The 20,097-nt window shown below is 61.0% G+C and carries 11 protein-coding genes; 10 read left to right on the plus strand and 1 reads right to left on the minus strand.

What is annotated here, in order from left to right; genetic code table 11:
- Positions 1-205 precede the first annotated feature (205 nt).
- From AC5SEM_RS10445 to AC5SEM_RS10480, 8 genes are all read left to right on the plus strand, one after another.
- A complete protein-coding gene (locus AC5SEM_RS10445; RefSeq protein WP_495472879.1) occupies positions 206-1,981 on the plus strand; it encodes a type I secretion system permease/ATPase in 1,776 nt (591 codons plus the stop codon).
- The gene (locus AC5SEM_RS10450) at positions 1,978-3,327 is read left to right on the plus strand and encodes an HlyD family type I secretion periplasmic adaptor subunit (protein ID WP_495472880.1); all 1,350 of its coding nucleotides are present in this window, start codon (positions 1,978-1,980) and stop codon (positions 3,325-3,327) included. The genes AC5SEM_RS10445 and AC5SEM_RS10450 overlap by 4 nt, the downstream gene beginning before the upstream one ends.
- Positions 3,328-3,329: 2 nt before the next feature.
- Positions 3,330-4,700: a TolC family outer membrane protein gene (locus AC5SEM_RS10455; protein WP_077572993.1), complete on the plus strand. Its 1,371-nt coding sequence runs from the start codon at positions 3,330-3,332 to the stop codon at positions 4,698-4,700.
- Between the two features lie 218 nt (positions 4,701-4,918).
- Positions 4,919-7,870, plus strand: coding sequence for an autotransporter serine peptidase EprS (gene eprS, locus AC5SEM_RS10460; protein ID WP_495472881.1), 2,952 nt, complete (start codon positions 4,919-4,921; stop codon positions 7,868-7,870).
- 183 nt (positions 7,871-8,053) lie between these two features.
- Positions 8,054-11,131, plus strand: a complete 3,078-nt coding sequence (locus AC5SEM_RS10465) for an autotransporter domain-containing protein (protein WP_495472882.1) — start codon at positions 8,054-8,056, stop codon at positions 11,129-11,131.
- A gap of 77 nt (positions 11,132-11,208) precedes the next feature.
- Complete coding sequence (locus AC5SEM_RS10470) at positions 11,209-12,897, plus strand: polyurethane esterase (RefSeq protein WP_495472883.1); 1,689 nt, start codon at positions 11,209-11,211, stop codon at positions 12,895-12,897.
- A gap of 197 nt (positions 12,898-13,094) precedes the next feature.
- Complete coding sequence (locus AC5SEM_RS10475) at positions 13,095-14,948, plus strand: polyurethane esterase (protein ID WP_495472884.1); 1,854 nt, start codon at positions 13,095-13,097, stop codon at positions 14,946-14,948.
- Positions 14,949-15,188: 240 nt separating this feature from the next.
- Positions 15,189-15,563: a hypothetical protein gene (locus tag AC5SEM_RS10480; RefSeq protein ID WP_495472885.1), complete on the plus strand. Its 375-nt coding sequence runs from the start codon at positions 15,189-15,191 to the stop codon at positions 15,561-15,563.
- A gap of 145 nt (positions 15,564-15,708) precedes the next feature.
- On the opposite strand, the gene AC5SEM_RS10485 is transcribed toward AC5SEM_RS10480, so the two are convergent.
- Complete coding sequence (locus AC5SEM_RS10485) at positions 15,709-15,933, minus strand: YgdI/YgdR family lipoprotein (RefSeq protein ID WP_122600478.1); 225 nt, start codon at positions 15,931-15,933, stop codon at positions 15,709-15,711.
- A 195-nt stretch (positions 15,934-16,128) separates the two neighbouring features.
- On the opposite strand from AC5SEM_RS10485, the gene AC5SEM_RS10490 reads away from it, so the two are divergent.
- Both AC5SEM_RS10490 and AC5SEM_RS10495 read left to right on the plus strand, forming a co-directional pair.
- A complete protein-coding gene (locus AC5SEM_RS10490) occupies positions 16,129-17,781 on the plus strand; it encodes a VRR-NUC domain-containing protein (protein WP_495472886.1) in 1,653 nt (550 codons plus the stop codon).
- Entirely contained in the window at positions 17,778-20,096 is a 2,319-nt protein-coding gene (locus AC5SEM_RS10495; RefSeq protein ID WP_495472887.1) for an ATP-dependent DNA helicase, read from the plus strand. Before AC5SEM_RS10490 ends, AC5SEM_RS10495 begins: the two co-directional genes overlap by 4 nt.
- Position 20,097: the final 1 nt, after the last annotated feature.

Below are 20,097 nucleotides of genomic sequence, written 5' to 3' on the forward strand. Positions count from 1 at the left end.
TGATGATCCAGACTGCGACAAGGTTTTAATATAAAACGCCAACCGTTGGTTATAAGAAACACGAGTGGCAACTGCACCGCTGTTAATTGCGCAAGTTGTTATGAAAGTGTAAGCGGGTACTTGCAAGTCATCTTTCGCAGGTAAGTGGAACATTAATTGAAGCCTCGCCCAAGTGTGGCGAGACCGGACATTTCAGGAAGAATCAATGAAGATGGCGAAGGCCCCAGCCACCGCTCCGTTATTCAAGGCTTTGGGTGACTATAAAAGTATCCTGATCAGCGTCGGCTGCTTTACCGCGCTGATTAACGTGCTGATGCTGGTGCCCTCCATCTATATGCTCCAGGTCTATGACCGGGTGCTGTCGTCGCAGAACGAAACGACCTTGGCGATGCTGTCGCTGATGGTCGTCGGCTTCTTTGCCTTCATCGGCATGCTGGAAGTGATCCGCAGCTTTATCGTGATTCGCATCGGTAGCCAGTTGGAGCGCCGCTTCAACTTGCGGGTTTACCAAGCTGCGTTCGAACGCAACCTGTTCAAGGGCGAGGGCAATGCCGGGCAGTCGCTGGGCGATCTGACGCACATTCGCCAATTTGTCACCGGGCCTGCGCTGTTCGCGTTTTTCGATGCGCCGTGGTTCCCGGTCTACCTGTTTGTGATTTACCTGTTCAACGTCTGGCTCGGCGTGCTCGCTACTGCGGGCGCTCTGCTGCTGATCGGCCTGGCCTGCCTGAACGAATACATGACCAAAAAGCCGCTGGGCGAAGCCGCCGGTTATTCGCAGAAGTCCAGCCAGTTGGCCACCAGCCATTTGCACAACGCCGAAACCATTCAGGCGATGGGCATGCTCGGTTCGCTGCGCAAGCGTTGGTTTCAGGTGCACTCGCGGTTTCTCGGCCTGCAAAATCAGGCCAGCGACACCGGTGCGGTGATCAGTTCGTTGAGCAAAACCCTGCGCCTGTGCCTGCAATCGCTGGTGTTGGGCCTGGGCGCGCTGCTGGTGATCAAGGGTGATATGACCGCCGGGATGATGATCGCCGGTTCGATCCTGATGGGCCGCGTGCTCAGCCCGATCGACCAGTTGATTGCCGTGTGGAAGCAGTGGAGCGGGGCGAAGCTGGCTTACCGCCGTCTCGATGCGTTGTTGCAAGCGTTCCCGCCGAGTGACGACGCCATGGCGCTGCCGGCGCCGAAAGGCCAGATTACCTTCGAACAAGTCAGCGCCGGCCCACCGGGGCAACGCGCGGCGACCCTGCAAATGGTCAATTTCAATCTGAATGCCGGCGAAGTGCTCGGCGTGCTCGGTGCTTCCGGTTCCGGCAAGTCGACGCTGGCCCGCGTGCTGGTCGGTGTCTGGCCGACCCTCGGCGGCACCGTGCGCCTCGATGGCGCCGATATTCATCGCTGGAACCGCGACCAGCTCGGCCCGTACATCGGTTATCTGCCGCAAGACATCGAACTGTTCAGTGGCAGCATCGCTGAGAACATCGCCCGTTTCAGCGAGGCCGATCCGCAGAAAGTCGTCGCCGCCGCGCAACAGGCCGGCGTACACGAAATGATCCTGCGCCTGCCGCAAGGCTACGACACGCAACTGGGCGAGGACGGCAGTGGTTTGTCCGGTGGCCAGAAGCAGCGTGTGGCCCTGGCGCGTTCAATGTATGGCACGCCGAGTCTGGTGGTGCTGGATGAACCGAACTCCAACCTCGACACCGTCGGTGAAGCGGCATTGGCCAGCGCCATCGCTGCGCTTAAAGCCCAAGGCACTACGGTGGTGCTGGTGACGCACCGTTCTTCGGTGCTGGCCCAGGCCGACAAACTGCTGGTGCTCAATGACGGTCGTTTGCAGGCGTTTGGCCCAAGTCAGGACGTGCTCAAGGCACTTTCCGGCCAGCAGGAACAACAACGGGAAAAAGCTGCACAGGCACCGGGCGGGCTCAGCATGAGCCGTCAGTATCAGCCCTCGACAAGGAATTCGGGTGTATGAGCAGCGCAAGCATGAACACTGAAAACGAAGCGAGCATGGAACACGCCTACATCACTGAACGCCCGGAACGTGACGCGAAGTTCTTCGCGCGCATGGGCTGGATTCTGGCGATCGTCGGCGCTGGCAGCTTCTTCACCTGGGCGGCCCTGGCGCCGCTGGATCAAGGCATTCCGGTGCAGGGCACGGTCGTGGTCTCGGGCAAACGCAAAGCTGTGCAGTCGATGAGCAGTGGTGTGGTCAGCCGGATTCTGGTGCGCGAAGGCGAAATCGTGAAGCAGGGCCAGCCGCTGTTCCGCCTCGATCAGACGCAAGTCGCTGCTGATGTGCAGTCGCTGCAAGCGCAATACCGCATGGCCTGGGCCAGCCTCGCGCGCTGGCAGGCCGAGCGTGACAACCTCAAGCAAGTGACCTTTCCGGCAGAACTGAGCAATGACCCGGACCCGCGTCTGGCACTGGTGCTGGAAGGCCAGCGACAACTGTTCAGCAGCCGTCGCGAGGCGTACTACCGCGAGCAGGCCGGACTGCGCGCAAGCATCGAAGGCGCCACCGCGCAACTGGCCGGCATGCGTCGCGCGCGTACCGACCTCAATGCTCAGGCCGACTCGCTGCAACAGCAGTTGAGCAATCTGCAACCGCTCGCCGACAACGGCTACATCCCGCGCAACCGCTTGATGGAATACCAGCGGCAACTGTCGCAAGTGCAGCAGCAACTGGCAGAAAACACCGGTGAAAGCGGTCGGGTCGAGCAGGGCATCCTTGAGTCGCGGCTGAAGCTGCAACAGCACGCCGAGGAATACCAGAAGGAAGTTCGCACGCAATTGGCCGACGCGCAGCTGAAAAGCGTGACCCTGTCGGAGCAACTGACTTCGGCCGGTTTTGACCTGCAACACAGCGAAATCATCGCCACCTCCGACGGCGTCGCGGTCAACCTCGGCGTGCACACCGAGGGCGCGGTGGTGCGCCAAGGCGAAACGTTGCTGGAGATCGTTCCGCAAGGCACCACCCTGGAAGTGGAAGGGCACTTGCCGATCAACCTGATCGACAAGGTTGGCGCGCATCTGCCCGTGGACATTCTGTTTACCGCGTTCAACCAGAGTAAAACCCCACGTGTACCGGGTGAAGTCAGCCTGATTTCCGCCGACCAGATGGTCGATGAGAAAACCGGCGTGCCTTATTACGTGTTGCGCAGCAGCGTCAGCGATCAAGCCATGGAAAAACTCAACGGTCTGGTGATCAAGCCCGGCATGCCGGCAGAAATGTTCGTGCGCACCGGCGAACGTTCACTCCTCAACTATCTGTTCAAACCGCTGCTCGACCGGGCCGGCTCCGCGTTGACCGAGGAATAAGGATGTTCGGCTGTATGAATAAGCTTTCCCTGCTCGGCGCGGCAATGATGCTGCTCGCGAGTCACTCAGCAGTAGCGGCCATGGGGCCGTTCGAGATCTACGAACAGGCGTTGCGCAATGACCCGGTGTTCCTCGGGGCGATCAAGGAGCGTGACGCCGGCCTGGAAAACCGTGCGATTGGCCGCGCCGGCCTGCTGCCGCGCATCGGTTACACCTACAACAAGGGCCGCAACTCGTCGAAAGCTACCTCTCTCGATGAGCGCGCGCGTAATCGTACCGATGACCGCAACTACAGCAGTTACGGCTCGGCCTTGACCCTGCAACAACCGCTGCTCGACTACGAGGCTTATGCCGCGTATCGCAAAGGTGTCGCGCAGTCGCTGTTTGCTGACGAAAACTTTCGTGGCAAGAGCCAGGAATTGTTGGTCCGCGTGCTGGATAACTACACCAAGGCGTTGTTCGCGCAGGACCAGATCGACATCGCCCAGGCGAAGAAGAAGGCCTACGAGCAGCAGTTCCAGCAGAACGAACACATGTTCAAGCAAGGCGAGGGCACGCGTACCGATATTCTTGAGGCCGAGTCGCGCTATGAACTGGCGACCGCCGAGGAGATCGAGGCGCGTAACGAACAGGATGCCGCGCTGCGGGAACTGGGTGCGCTGGTTGGCGTGCCGGCGGTGGATATCGGCGATCTGGCGCCGCTGGGTCAAAACTTCCAGACCTTCGCGCTGATGCCGGCCAATTACGACACCTGGCACGAAATGGCGGTGAGCAATAACCCGAATCTGGCCTCGCAACGTCAGGCCGTGGAAGTCGCGCGGTATGAAGTGGAGCGCAATCGCGCCGGGCATCTGCCGAAAGTCAGTGCTTATGCGTCGATGCGTCAGAACGAATCGGAAAGCGGCAACACTTACAACCAGCGCTACGAGACCAACACCATCGGTTTTGAAGTCAGCGTGCCGTTGTATGCCGGTGGCGGTGTTTCGGCGTCGACGCGTCAGGCCAGCCGCACTATGGAACAGGCTGAGTACGAGCTTGATGGCAAGACGCGCGAGACGCTGATCGAATTGCGTCGTCAGTTCAGCGCCTGTTTGTCCGGGGTGAGCAAACTGCGGGCTTATCAGAAGGCATTGAGCTCGGCGGAAGCGCTGGTGGTGTCAACCAAGCAGAGCATTCTCGGTGGTGAGCGAACCAACCTCGACGCGTTGAACGCCGAGCAGCAGCTGTTCACCACGCGCCGTGATCTGGCGCAGGCGCGGTACGACTATCTGATGGCCTGGACCAAGTTGCATTACTACGCCGGGACCTTGAACGAGCAGGATCTGGCGCGGGTGGATGAGGCTTTTGTGGTCGCTCAACAGCCCTCACCCTAACCCTCTCCCAAAGGGAGAGGGGACTGATCGGGGGATATTTTAGAAGTACACCGACCTGAATGAGCGTCACTGAATCCAGCATCGACGCGGTCTTTCAGGTCGATGTATGACGAGAGACACCTCGGTCAGCTCCCTCTCCTGGGGGAGAGGGCTGGGGTGAGGGGAACAGGCAACACCGCAAAACAACCGGCATAAAACAATAAAAGTGAGTGGTGAACATGGACGTACGCATCAAGCCGATTTCGGTCGGCACCCTGCTGCTTGTGATTTCTGCGACCCAGGCTCAGGCGCAATACCTCGAAAGCGGCCAACCCGGCGATCCCGCCAGTTGGCGCAGCGCTGAATTCCTCCGTGACTGGGGCCTGAGCCGCATGCAGGCCGAGCAAGCCTACGCCGCCGGCATCACCGGCCAAGGCGTGAAAATCGGTGCCCTCGACTCCGGTTTCGATGCCGCCCACCCGGAGTTCGCCAGCGACCGTTATCACCCGGTCACGGCCAGCGGCAGCTACATCGACGGCTCACTGTTCAACGTCAATGGCACCCTCAATCCCAATAACGACTCCCACGGCACCCACGTGGTCGGCACCATGGGCGCCTCGCGCGATGGCAGCGGCATGCACGGCGTCGCGTACAACGCGCAAATCTACGTCGGCAACACCAACAAGAACGACAGTTTCCTGTTTGGCCCCAATCCCGACCCGCGCTATTTCAAAGCCGTTTATGACGCCCTCGCCGATGCCGGCGTCCGTGCGATCAACAACAGCTGGGGCAGCCAGCCACCGGACGTCAGCTACCGCACCCTGGCCGATCTGCACGCTGCTTACGCCCAGCACTGGAACAAGGGCACCTGGCTCGACGCTGCAGCGGATGTCTCCCGACGCGGTGTGATCAACGTGTTCAGCGCCGGCAACAGCGGCTATCCGAATGCCAGCGTGCGTTCGGCGTTGCCGTATTTTCAGCCGGATCTGGAAGGTCACTGGCTGGCCGTGTCGGGCCTCGATCAAAGCAATCAGCAGAAGTACAACCAATGCGGCCTCGCCAAATACTGGTGCATCACCACGCCGGGGGCGAAGATCGACAGCACCATTCCCGGTGGCGGTTACGCGATCAAATCCGGCACCTCGATGTCGGCGCCGCATGCGACCGGCGCGCTGGCGCTGGTGATGGAACGCTACCCGTACATGAACAATCAGCAGGCCCTCGAAGTACTGCTGACCACCGCCACGCAACTGGATGGCTCGGTCACCGATGCGCCGACCGAACGGGTCGGCTGGGGCGTGGCCAATCTGAATCGGGCGATGCGCGGGCCGGGGCAGTTGCTCGGTGCGTTTGATGCCAACCTGGGGACAGGGCAGCGCGATGTCTGGAGCAATGACATCTCCGACAAGGCGCTGATTCAGCGGCAGAGTGAAGACCTCGCCGAGCACAGTGCCTGGCAGCAAACCCTGCAAGACAAGGGCTGGCAAAACGGCGTTGCTGCCGGCGCCAGTCAGCAGGATCAGACCGACTACGTGGTCGGCACTGCCCGTGATGCAGCGGCGGCGAGCCGGGTTTATCAAGGCAGCCTGATCAAATCCGGCGGCGGGCAGTTGATCCTCAGCGGCGCCAACACTTATCGCGGTGCGACCACGGTCAATGGCGGCTTGCTCACGGTCAACGGTTCGCTGACTTCTGCCGTGACGGTCAACGACAGCGGCACGCTCGGCGGTTCCGGGCGAATCGCCGCGCTGCTCGCCAACAGCGGTGGCCGCGTGGCGCCGGGTAACTCCATCGGCACCTTGAACGTGGCCGGTGATGTGACCTTCGCCCCGGGCTCAACCTACGCCGTTGAACTGTCGCCGACCAGCAGCGACCGTATCGTTGCCGGCGGCACCGCCAACATCAGCGGTGCCACGGTCAGCCTGTCGCTGGAAAACAGCCCGACGCTGCTCAGCACCACCGAAGCGCAAAGCCTGCTCGGTCGCCAGTACGACATCCTGCAAGCGGCCGGAGGCATTCAGGGGCAGTTTGGCGCGGTATTGCCGAATTACCTGTTTATCGGCGGCAGCCTCGACTACGCCGCCAACGCTATTCAACTGAGCGTCGAACGTAACGCCACAACCTTCGCCAGCGTCGGGCAAACGCCGAATCAGCGCTCGGTCGCCGTTGCCGTCGAAGGCCTTGGCGCGGGTAACTCGGTGTATGAAAGTCTGTTGCTCTCGCCAACAGCCGCTTCGGCGCAACAAGCCTTCCAGCAACTGAGCGGCGAAATCTACCCGGCGTTGAGTTCGATGCTGATCAACGACAGCCGCCAGTTGCGCGATGCGGTGGGCGAGCGCCTGCACGATACCAACGCAGCGCAAAGCAACGGCTGGATCAAGGCTCTCGGGGCGTGGGGCACGACCGATTCGAGCCGTGATACGGCGGGCTACAACACTTCGATTGGCGGTCTGCTGGCCGGTGTCGATGGCGCGCTGGACGAGCAGACCCGCATCGGTCTGGTTACCGGTTACAGCGACAGTTCGCTGAGCATGGGCTCGGGCACGCATTCCTCGGCCAAGGTCGACAGCTACCACCTCGGTGCTTATGCCGGTCACGAAATCGGCGCATGGCGTTTGAGCACCGGAGCGGCCTACAGCTGGCATCGCGCTGATGTGAAACGCGATCTGCAATACGGCGACGTCAGTGGCAAACAGAAAGCCAAGGTCGACGCGGCAACCACGCAAGTGTTCGGTGAGGCGGCTTATCGCTTGCACCTGCAACCACTGGCGCTGGAACCATTCGCCAACCTCGCCTACGTGCATCTGGATACTGAAGGCTTGACCGAGAAAGGCGACGCAGCCGCGCTGAAAAGCTCGGGCGATCAACGTGACGCGGTGCTGAGCACCCTCGGCGTGCGGGCGATCAAGACCTTCAATCTTTCGCCCGGGCAATCACTGGATGTGAGCGGCCACCTCGGCTGGCAGCACAGCCTCAGCGACATCGACTCCGAACAGCATTTGCGCTTTGCCAGCGGCGGCACGCCGTATTCGGTAGAGAGCTCGGCGTTGGTGCGCGATGCCGCGCTGGTTGGCGTGCAGGCCAGCCTCGCGCTAAGCCGCGATGTACGGGTCAACCTTGATTACAACGGACAACTGGCCAATCGCGAAAAGCTGCATGGCGTTGGCTTGAGCTTGAACTGGCAGTTCTAAGCAAGATAACCCGGCTTCTGGTGATCGTTCCCACGCTCCGCGTGGGAATGCAGCCCGTGACGCTCCGCGTCACTGGACGCAGAGCGTCCCTAGAGGCATTCCCACGCGGAGCGTGGGAACGATCAGTTGCTCTGTGTGGCAACGATCAGGATTTTTCGCAACATCACTAAGGAAGGTCGCTGGATGAATAACAACAATACCCCCGCGCAAACGGGTGGCCGCTTTGCCCTGAAAACTCTCACGCTCGCCGTGCTCTGTGCGATCGGCACAGCCCACGCCGCGCCCTACGTGGAGAGCGGTCGCACGGGCGATCCGTCGAGTTGGCGCAGTACCGAGTTCCAGGCCGATTGGGGCCTGGGCGCGATCGGTGCCGATCACGCCTACGCCGCCGGTTATACCGGCAAAGGCGTGAAACTGGGGATCTTTGACCAGCCGGTGTACGCCGCGCACCCGGAGTTTTCCGGCAGCAATAAAGTCGTCACCCTGGTCACCAGCGGGATCCGCGAATACACCGACCCGTACATCCCGGTCAAAGCCGGCGATGCGTTCCGCTATGACGGTTCGCCCTCGGTCGGCTCCGACGGCAAACTCGGCGCCCACGGCACCCACGTCGGCGGTATCGCCGCAGGCAGCCGTGATGGTGGGCCGATGCACGGCGTGGCGTTCGGTGCGCAGATCATCAGCGCCGACAACGGTGACCCGGGCCCGGAGGACGGCATTGTTCGCGGCAACGACGGCGCGGTGTACAAGGCCGGTTGGGACGCACTGATCGCCAGCGGCGCGCGGATCATCAACAACAGCTGGGGCATCGGCATCACTGACCGTTTCGACCTCGGCGGGCGCGATCCGGCGTACCCGCACTTCACCGTCAATGACGCGCAGTTGCAGTTCAACGAGATCCGCACGCTGCTCGGCACCAAACCCGGTGGCGCCTACGACGGCGCGATAGCTGCTGCGCGCAGTGGCATCGTGACGATCTTCGCCGCCGGCAACGACTACAACCTCAACAACCCGGATGCCATCGCCGGCCTCGGCTATTTCGTTCCGGACATCGCGCCGAACTGGATCACCGTCGCCGCGCTGCAGAAGAACCCGGATCTGGCCAGCGCCAACCCGTACATCATCAGTACGTTCTCTTCGCGCTGCGGCTACACCGCGAGTTTCTGCGTCTCGGCGCCCGGCACGAAAATCTTCAGTTCGATCATCGAAGGCACCAACGCCGACAACCTGACCACCGGCTACAAAAACTACAACGGCACCTCGATGGCCGCGCCGCACGTCGCCGGCTCCATGGCGGTGCTGATGGAGCGCTTCCCGTACATGACCGGCGATCAAGTCGCCACGGTCTTGCGCACCACCGCCACCGACCTCGGCGCGCCGGGCATCGACGCCTTGTACGGCTGGGGCATGATCAACCTGCGCAAGGGCATCGACGGCCCGTCGATGTTCGTCACCGAGCAGGATATTCCGGCGGAATTCCGCATCGACGGCGCTTACGGCTCCGGCCAGTTTGTCGCGGATCTGCCGGGCATCGGCGCGATCATCGATCAGGGCAAACCGACCGAACGCGTGTGCACCGACATCACCTGCGGCCTCGATACCTGGCGCAACGACATTTCCGGTCACGGCGGTTTGACCAAGCAGGGTATCGGCACGCTGGTGCTGACCGGTAACAACACTTACAGCGGCCCGACCCTGGTCAATCAGGGCCGCCTGGCCATCAACGGTTCGCTGCAATCGGCGGTGACAGTGAATGACGGCGGTATCCTCGGCGGCAATGGCCATATCGGCGCGCTGTCGGTGACAAGCGGCGGTACGGTGGCGCCGGGTAATTCCATCGGCACCCTGAACGTGGCCGGTGACGTGACCTTTGCACCGGGTTCGACTTACGCCGTAGAGCTGTCGCCGACCAGCAGCGATCAGATTATCGCTACCGGCAAAGCCGTGATTGAAGGCGCCACGGTGAGCATGTCACTGGAAAACAGCCCGAGCCTGTTGACCACCAACGAAGTGCAAAGTCTGCTCGGCACTCAGTACAACATCCTGCAAGCGGCGGGCGGCATCGAAGGACGCTTCGGTCAGGTGTTGCCGGATTACGCCTTCCTTGGCGGCACGCTGGCGTACTCGGCCACTGGCATTCAGTTGGCAGTCGGGCGTAACGAGGCCTCGTTCGCCAGCGTCGGTTTGACGCCGAACCAGCGCGCCGTGGGCGCTGCGGCTGAGCGTTTGGGCGCTGGCAATGCGCTGTTCGAAACCCTGTTGCTGTCGCCGAATGCGGCGTCGGCGCAGCAAGCCTTCCAGCAACTGTCCGGCGAAATCCATCCGGCGATCGGCACCATGCTGATCAACGACAGCCGTTACCTGCGTGAAGCGGTGGGCGAGCGTCTGCGTGAGCGTGATCTGTTCAACGCTGGCGCACCGACCGACGAGCGCAGCAATGCATGGGTCAAGGTCTTGGGTTCGTGGGGCAAGAGCGATGGCGGGCATGACAATGCCGACTCCAACAGCTCCATCGGTGGCCTGCTGGCCGGTGTTGACGGCTTGATCGCTGAAGATACCCGTCTCGGTTTCGTTACCGGTTATAGCGACAGCTCGTTGAGCATGGGCAGCGGCACGCATTCGTCGGCGTCGGTCGACAGCTACCACTTGGGTGCGTACCTGGGCCATCAGATCGATGCGCTACGTCTGACCGTCGGTGGCGCCTATAGCTGGCACCGTGTCGACGTCAAACGTGACCTGCAGTTCGGGGACGTCAGCAGTAAACAAAAGACCAAGCACGATGCCGCAACCACTCAAGTGTTCACCGAGGCCGCTTATGATCTGGGCCTGCAACCGATGAATCTGGAGCCGTTCGCCAATCTGGCTTACGTGCACCTCAATACCGAAAGCTTCACCGAAAAGGGTGACGCGGCGGCGTTGAAGGGCGGTGAGGACAATCGCGATGTGGTGCTGTCGACCCTCGGTGTGCGCGCCAAGCGTTCGTTCGCCTTGTCGGATCAGCATCAGCTGGAGCTGGGTGCGAGCCTCGGCTGGCAGCACAACCTGAACAACGTTGATGCCGACAGCCATCTGGCCTTCGCCAACGGCAACAGCGCGTTCACCGTGCAGGGTGTGTCGATGGATCGCGATGCGGCGGTGGTCGGTGTGCGGGCAGGTCTGGCGCTCAACCGCGATGTGCGGGTGAACCTGGATTACAACGGGCTGATCGGCTCGAACGAGAAGGACCACGGCGTGGGTCTGACCCTGGATTGGCAGTTCTAAAGAGTACTGGCAGTTCTAAGGCGTGCTGGCAGCTCTGCAAGGAGCTGCCAGTCATTTGAAGGAAGAGAGAGCACAACATGGGACTGTTCGATTATAAAAATGCCGATGGCAAAGCGTTGTACAGCGACGCCATCGCACTGACGCTGTATGCCTACACGCCGACCGGCAAACCGTTGCCGGCCACCGCTTGGTCGCCGCTCACAGCGACGGCGCTGGGCTATCAGGGCAAGGTCGGGCCGCAAGGCACGTTCTTCGGCGAGAAGGACGGCTTTACCAGCGCCGAGGCGGAAGTGCTCGGCAAATACGACGCCGCCGGCAAGTTGATTGGCATCGGCGTGGCCTTTCGCGGCACCGGTGGGCTGGGTTACAGCGACACCTTCGGCGACCTGAAAAACAATCTGCTGGCCGCTATCGGGCCGTCGGATTACGCGAGCAATTACGCGAAAAACGCCTTCGACAATCTGCTCAAGGCTGTCGCCGCATTCGCCATTGCCAACGGCATCGCCGCCAAGGACGTGCTGCTCAGCGGCCACAGCCTCGGCGGTCTCGGGGTCAACAGCGTGGCCGAGTTGAGCGCGAGCAACTGGGGCGGCTTCTTCAAGGACGCCAACTACATCACCTTCGCCTCGCCAACCCAGAGCAGCACCGGCAACAATGTGCTGAACATCGGTTTCGAGAACGACCCGGTTTTTCGCGTGCTCGATGGCACCACGTTCAGCAGCGCGTCGATGGGCAAGCACGACAAGCCCCACGATTCGACCACCGACAACATCGTCAACTTCAACGACAACTACGCGTCCACTGCGCAGAACCTGGTGCCGTTCAGCATCATCAATCCGCTGAACTGGTCGGCCCACAGCTCGCTGGGCTATGCCGATGGCTTGAATCGGGTGATCGATTCGAAGTTCTATAACCTGACGCATAAAGACTCGACGATCATCGTCTCCAATCTGGAAGAAGCGTCCCGGGGCAAGACCTGGGTTGAAGACCTTGGCCGCAGCGGCGAACCGCACACCGGCAGCACCTTCATCATCGGTACGCAGAGCAACGACTGGCTCAAGGGCGGCGCGGGCAACGACTTCCTCGAAGGCCTGGGCGGCGATGACCGTTTCCGGGATGACGGCGGCTACAACATCCTGCTCGGTGGCCAGGGCCACAACACGTTTGAACTGCAAAAACCGCTGCAGAACTTCAGCTTCGCCAACGACGGGGACGGCACGCTGTACGTGCGCGACGCCTACGGCGGCATCAGCATGACCCGCGACATCGGCGCGCTGGTGAGCAAGGAGTCGGGTTCGTGGTGGGGCAGCAAGGAAATCACCTGGGGCGTCACCGCCAAGGGTTTGACCAACGGCAGCGAGCTGACCCAGTACAACCATTCGCTCAGCGGCGATGGCTACGGCAATGCGCTGCACGCCACGGCCGACGGTGACTGGCTGTTCGGCCTCGGTGGCGATGACAAACTGATCAGCGACAAGGGCCATGTGACCTTCGTCGGTGGCGCCGGTAATGACGTGATGACTGCCGTGGGTGGCAACAACACCTTCCTGTTCAGCGGCGCGTTCGGTTTCGATGCCATCAACGGCTATCAGGGCAGCGACAAACTGGTGTTCATGGGCGTCGAAGGCGCGGGACAGGGCTACGACTACAAGCAACACGCGGCGCAGACCGGCAGCGATACCGTGCTGAAGATTGGCGACTATGCCGTGACCTTGATCGGGGTGGGAGTGGCTAACCTGTCGGACTCGGCGTTCGTGTTCGCCTAGTAATCCCTGTAGGAGTGAGCCTGCTCGCGATAGCGTTGTGTCAGTTTGCATTTTTTCATCTGGCACACCGCTATCGCGAGCAGGCTCACTCCTACAGTTTAAAGCTATGTAGATTCTGAAATGCTCCGGGGCGTCCCCGTGGGGCGCCCTGGCTGTGAGCTATCTCTAACAATTCCAACAAGAGAGAGGCAATAGCAATGGGTGTGTATGACTACAAGAACTTCGGCACAGCCGATTCCAAGGCGTTGTTCAGCGATGCCATGGCGATCACGCTGTATTCCTATCACAATCTCGATAACGGCTTTGCCGCCGGTTATCAGCACAACGGTTTCGGCCTTGGCCTGCCCGCTACGCTGGTCACGGCGCTGCTCGGTGGCACCGATTCCCAAGGCGTGATTCCCGGCATTCCGTGGAACCCCGACTCGGAAAAACTCGCCCTCGACGCCGTGAAAAAGGCCGGGTGGACGCCGATCAGCGCCTCGCAACTGGGCTATGACGGCAAGACCGATGCGCGCGGAACCTTCTTTGGCGAGAAGGCCGGTTACACCACCGCGCAAGTGGAAATCCTCGGCAAGTACGACGCCCAGGGCCATCTCACCGAACTCGGCATTGCCTTTCGCGGCACCAGCGGCCCGCGGGAAAACCTGATCCTCGACTCCATCGGCGATGTGATCAACGACCTGCTCGCCGCCTTCGGCCCCAAGGATTACGCCAAGAACTACGTCGGCGAAGCCTTCGGCAATCTGCTCAATGATGTGGTGGCGTTTGCCAAGGCCAACGGCCTCAGCGGCAAGGACGTACTGGTCAGCGGCCACAGCCTCGGTGGCCTGGCGGTCAACAGCATGGCCGATTTGAGTGGCGGCAAGTGGGGCGGTTTCTTTGCCGATTCCAACTACATTGCCTACGCCTCGCCAACGCAAAGCAGCACCGACAAAGTGCTCAACGTCGGCTACGAAAACGACCCGGTGTTCCGCGCCCTCGACGGCTCGACCTTCACCGGCGCCTCCGTCGGCGTGCACGATGCGCCCAAAGTCTCAGCCACCGACAACATCGTCAGCTTCAACGATCACTACGCCTCAACCGCGTGGAATCTGCTGCCGTACTCGATCCTCAACATTCCCACCTGGATCTCGCACTTGCCGACCGCGTATGGCGACGGCATGAACCGGGTGATCGACTCAAAATTCTACGACCTGACCAGCCGCGACTCGACGATCATCGTCGCCAATCTTTCGGACCCGGCGCGGGCCAACACCTGGGTGCAGGACCTCAACCGCAACGCCGAAACCCACAAGGGCAGCACCTTCATCATCGGTAGCGACGCCAATGACCTGATCCAGGGCGGCAGCGGCAACGATTACCTGGAGGGTCGCGCCGGCAACGACACCTTCCGCGACAGCGGCGGCTACAACGTCATTCTTGGCGGGCAGGGCAGCAACACCCTCGACCTGCAAAGCGCGGTAAAGAACTTCGACTTCGCCAATGACGGCGCCGGCAATCTCTATGTGCGCGACGCCAATGGCGGGATCAGCATCACTCGCGACATCGGCAGCATCGTCACCAAGGAGCCAGGGTTTCTCTGGGGCCTGTTCAAGGACGACGTGATCCACAGCATCACGGCCAGCGGCTTGAAGGTTGGCAACAACGTCACCGCGTACGAGTCCAGCGTCAAAGGCAGCGCTGGCGCCGACACCCTGAAGGCGCATTCGGGTGGCGATTGGTTGTTCGGGCTGGATGGCAACGATCACCTGATTGGTGGTGCTGGCAATGACGTGTTTGTTGGCGGCGCCGGTAATGACCTGATGGAATCGGGAGGCGGGGCGGATACGTTCCTGTTCAACGGCGCGTTCGGGCAGGACCGGGTGGTGGGTTACACGTCCAACGACAAACTGGTGTTTCTCGGTGTGCAGGGTGTGTTGCCGGCGGAGGATTTCCGTGCCCATGCCGCGACCGTTGGACAGGATACGCTGCTGACGTTTGGCAATGATTCGGTGACGTTGGTCGGGGTGTCGCTGAACAGCCTGAGTGCTGACGGCATTGTGATCGCCTGATGTCGATGGGGCGCCGGTAAGGGCCCTTTCGCGAGCAGACTCGCTCCCACACTGGATCTGTGTCGTTTACAAATCCCCTGTGGGAGCGAGCCTGCTCGCGAAGAACGATAACTCGGTTTCAAAAGTGACTCGACAGCCATTCCCTGACTCAAACCCCTGCAAAACAGTAAGTGCGGCCTAAAGCCAGCACGTGCGCGCACGTTCTATAGCTAGCCGCCATTGAGTACAGGAGATTCAAACGTGAAAGGTTTCAAGGGGTATGTCGGGTTCGTTGCACTGGCGCTGTGTTCGGCCAATGCCTGCGCCGATCTACCTCAAACTTCGATTCTGAGCCGTTACGGCATCACCACCGATCAACTGCCGAGCCCGCCGAAAAGCGAGGTGGTCGAGCCGGTTGAAGAGAAGAGCCGCTTTCAGATTCAGCCCGAACAACCGTTCGTGACCCTGCGCCTGGGTGACGGCAAACAGCCGCAAACTACTGGCAATCTGAGCATCGATCGCATGGCGCAGCAGGACCTGGAACGGTGCCGGCGTTTGCAGGGTGAAGTGGTCAAGCGGGGCGGCACGTACATGCCTTGCGATGGCAGCATTCCCGGTATGCCGACCTTTGAATAACACTCAATGATCGTTCCCACGCTCTGCGTGGGAATGCCTCAACGGACGCTCCGCGTTCGGCTTTGAAGGGACGCGGAGCGTCCCGGGCTGCATTCCCACGCAGAGCGTGGGAACGATCGACGCGGAGCGTGGGAACGAGCGAAACCTAGTCTTCTTCGCGCACCGTGGCTACTTCATCGGCACGGACCTTCACCTTGGCCCCGGAAATATCTTCGAACTCATAGAAGCCGTCCTTGGTTTTGGTCTTCGGCATGTCCTTGGTCAGATACTGGGTGCCGTTCTGCAGAGTGACCACCGTCGGCGTCGAGCAACCGGCCAGTGCCAGCGCGGCGACGATGGCGAAAGGGATGCCCAGTGACTTGATTTTCATACCCACTTCTAAATCCTCATTCGATGTGATGCCGAGCATTGTCGGCCTTCTAACGCGGTTGGTGCTATCTCCGTGAGAAAAGTTCGATAGCCCGGCGAAAAAATGCCATTGATCATTTTCCGTTTGCACCGGGCGGGGCACAACTGTTATCTGTACGCATAACCAGTACTCGCTCGCCATGGCCCCAGAATTCCCGTGACTGCCAATCCCCTCGACGATCCGTTCTACTACCTTAACAACTTCCGGCAAGTGCTTGATTGGCTTGAACTTCGCTATGTCGATGTGATGAGCGAAACGGAACACGCGTTCATCCGCGACTTCAAGGCCTTGCCCCGTGCTTCGCAAGGTTTGCTGGTGCGGATGGTGATGCGCAAGGGTGTGCATTTTCGGGCCGGCAAACTCAATTACGGTGAAATCGGTGACATCGCCGCGGCCGCGCAGCCCTTGCTGGAGCGTGGCTGGATCGACGAACACGCGCCGCTGGCCCTCGCCGAGTTGTTCGACGTGTTGCTCAAGGCCGAAATTCTGCAAGCCTTCGGCGCCGCCATCGAACAGCCCAAGGGGCGCAAGGACGACTGGCTGCCGCTGTTGGCCGAGCAGTTCAGCGAATTGCGCTGCCTGCGCGACTGGGCGCCACTGCTCGATGACCGGCTGTTCAGCCTGACCATCATGGACCTGTGCGACCGCTTGCGTCTGATGTTCTTCGGCAACCTGTATCAGGACTGGTCGGAATTCGTCCTCGCCGACCTGGGCATCTTCACCTACGAAAAGGTCGAGTTCTGCGCCGACTCGCGAGGCCTGCGCAGCCGCGAAGACGTCGACGCCTGCCTGTTCCTGCACGACTGCCAATTGCGTTTCGAGGCCGGCGAACCGCTGGAAATCATCGTCGCGCAGGTCAGCGCCTTGCACTTCGACAACCCGTGGCTGCAACGCCGGCGTGGCAAGGTGCTGTTCCAGATCGGCCAGTATTGCGAGCGCATCAGCGAGTTTGCCCTGGCCCTGAGCATTTACCGCGACTGCGCCTATCCCGGTGCCCGTTTGCGCATGATTCGCGTGCTGGAACGCAGCGGCGAATACTCGTTGGCACTGGAGCTCGCCACGCTGGCCGAACAGGCGCCGGAAAGCGCTGCCGAGCAGCAAGGCCTGCAACGGATATTGCCAAGGGTGCGGCGCAAACTCGGCGGCCCGCCACTCAAACGCGTAGCGGCCAGACCGGTCGAGCGGCTGGATCTGCAATTGCCACGCACCGACCCAGCCTTGTCTGTGGAGTTTTACGTGCAGGCGCATCTGCACGATGACGACGGCCCGGTGCATTACGTGGAAAACAGCTTGATCAACTCACTGTTCGGCCTGTTGTGCTGGCCGGCGATTTTCGCACCGTTGCCCGGGGCATTCTTCCACCCGTTTCAGCGTGGCCCGGTGGACCTGCTCAATGAAGATTTCCAGCAGCGCCGCGCCGAACTTTTTCAGGCGTGTCTGAGCGAGCTCGACGACGGCCGCTATGCCGCGACCATTCGCCAGCGCTTCATTGACAAGTGGGGTATCCAGTCGCCATTCGTGTTCTGGGGCGCATTGAATGAAACGTTGCTGGAGCAAGCACTGGCCTGTTTGCCGGCCGAACACCTCAAGCACTGGTTCAACCGTTTATTGCTCGACATCAAGGCCAACCGCGCCGGCATGCCCGACCTGATCCAGTTCTGGCCGCAGCACAAAACCTACCGAATGATTGAAGTGAAAGGCCCCGGCGATCGCTTGCAGGACAATCAACTGCGCTGGCTGGAATTCTGCCACCAGCACCAGATGCCAGTGGCGGTGTGTTACGTGCAATGGGCGGAGCAGAGCGCTTGAGCTACAGCATTGCCGTGCGCGCACTCTGCGAGTTCACCGCCAAGACTGGCGACCTCGACCTGCGCTTCACACCATCACCCACGGCGCTGGAAGGCATCGCCGGCCACCGCACTGTGGCCTCGCGGCGCAGCGAAAAGTATCAAAGTGAAGTGGCACTGGAAGGCGAGTTCCGGCAATTGAAGGTCAAGGGCAGGGCGGACGGCTACGACCCGGCGCAAACCTGTCTGGAGGAAGTCAAAACCTACCGTGGCGACCTGAGCAAACAACCGGCCAATCACCGCCAGTTGCACTGGGCGCAGGCGAAGATCTACGGCTGGTTGATGTGTCGCAAACTCGAGCTTGAACAGATCAATCTGGCGCTGGTGTATTTCGATATCGTCAGCGAAAAAGAAACCTGTCTGGTCGAGGCGTTCAGCGCTGATACGTTGAAAGCGTTTTTCGATCAGCAATGCACGCTGTTCCTGCAATGGGCCGAACAGGAAATGGCCCATCGCGAGGCGCGCAATCTGGCCGCGCAACAACTGGCGTTTCCCCATGCGGATTTTCGTCCGGGTCAGCGGCATTTGGCCGAGTCGGTGTTCAAGGCTGTCAGCACCGGGCGCTGCCTGATGGCCCAGGCACCGACCGGCATCGGCAAAACCCTTGGCACGCTGTTCCCGATGCTCAAAGCGCTGGCACCGCAGCAACTGGACAAGGTGTACTTCCTCACCGCCAAGACACCGGGACGCAAACTGGCGCTGGATGCCAGCCAGGTGTTGTTCGATCAGTCGCCAGCCTTGCCCTTGCGGGTGTTGGAAATGGTCGCCCGCGACAAGGCCTGCGAACACCCGGACAAAGCCTGCCACGGTGAATCCTGCCCGTTGGCCCAAGGCTTTTATGATCGCCTGCCCGCCGCCCGGGAAGCGGCCAGCCGAATTCGCCTGCTCGATCAAGCGGCCATGCGCGAGGTCGCCGCGCAACACGCGGTGTGCCCGTATTACCTGAGTCAGGAGATGGCCCGTTGGGTCGACGTGGTGATCGCCGACTACAACTATTACTTCGACTTCAGCGCCATGCTCTTTGGTCTCGCCCAGCTCAACCAATGGAAAGTAGCGGTGCTGGCGGACGAGGCGCACAACCTCGTCGAGCGGGGCCGGCAGATGTACAGCGCCAGTCTCGATCAGTTCACCTTGGGCAGCGTGCGCAAAACCGCGCCCGCCGCGCTGAAAAACGCCCTGCAACGGATCAACCGTGAATGGAACGCCCTGCATGCGCCGCAACTGGCGGCCTATCAGGCTTACGACAAGGCGCCGGAAAAACTTCTGCAAGCGATCTCGTTATGTTGCGCGGCCATCGGCGATTACCTCAATGATCATCCGCAGGGTCTCGACAGCGCCTTGCAGAACTTCTATTTCGACTTGGTGCAATTCGCCCGGGTCGCGGAGCTGTATGACGAGCATTACCTGTTCGACATCAGCAAGCGTGACCTCGAGCGTAAAAAGCCGCTGTCGCAGTTGTGCCTGCGCAATGTAGTGCCGGCGGCATTCATCGGTCCGCGCCTGAAAGCGGCGCGCAGCAGCGTGCTGTTCTCCGCCACCCTCAGCCCGCGTCACTATTACGCCGATTTACTCGGTACGCCTGCCGACAGCGTGTGGATCGACGTCGAATCGCCGTTCTGCGCCGAACAATTGCAGGTGCAGATCGTCAGCCGCATCTCGACGCGCTTCAATCATCGGCAAGCCTCGCTGGAGCCGATCGTCGAATTGATCGCGCGGCAGTTCAGCGAACGTCCGGGCAACTATCTGGCGTTTTTCAGCAGCTTCGATTATCTGCAACAAGTGGCGTCGTTACTCGCCGAGCGTTATCCGCACATCACTCTCTGGCAGCAATCGCGGGGGATGCTCGAAGGCGCGCGGCGGGCTTTTCTCGATCAATTCACCGCACACAGCCAGGGTGTCGGCTTTGCCGTGTTGGGCGGTGCGTTCGGCGAAGGCATCGATTTACCCGGTGCGCGGCTGATCGGCGCATTCATTGCGACACTGGGGCTGGCGCAGTTCAATCCGGTCAACGAACAGCTGAAATACCGCATGGCGGCGATCTTCGGCGCCGGTTACGACTACACCTACCTGTACCCCGGCGTGCAGAAAGTCGTGCAGGCCGCCGGGCGGGTCATCCGTACCCGCGAGGATCGCGGCGTGGTCATGCTGATTGACGATCGCTTTGCCGAGAGCCGGATCAAACAACTGCTGCCGCGTTGGTGGGCAATCAATCATGAGTCGGCCGCTTCCCAATTCGCCGGATTGACGCATACTTCCGATCATGACAATGGCTGGTGAG

The organism is Pseudomonas sp. CH61 (assembly GCF_059429415.1).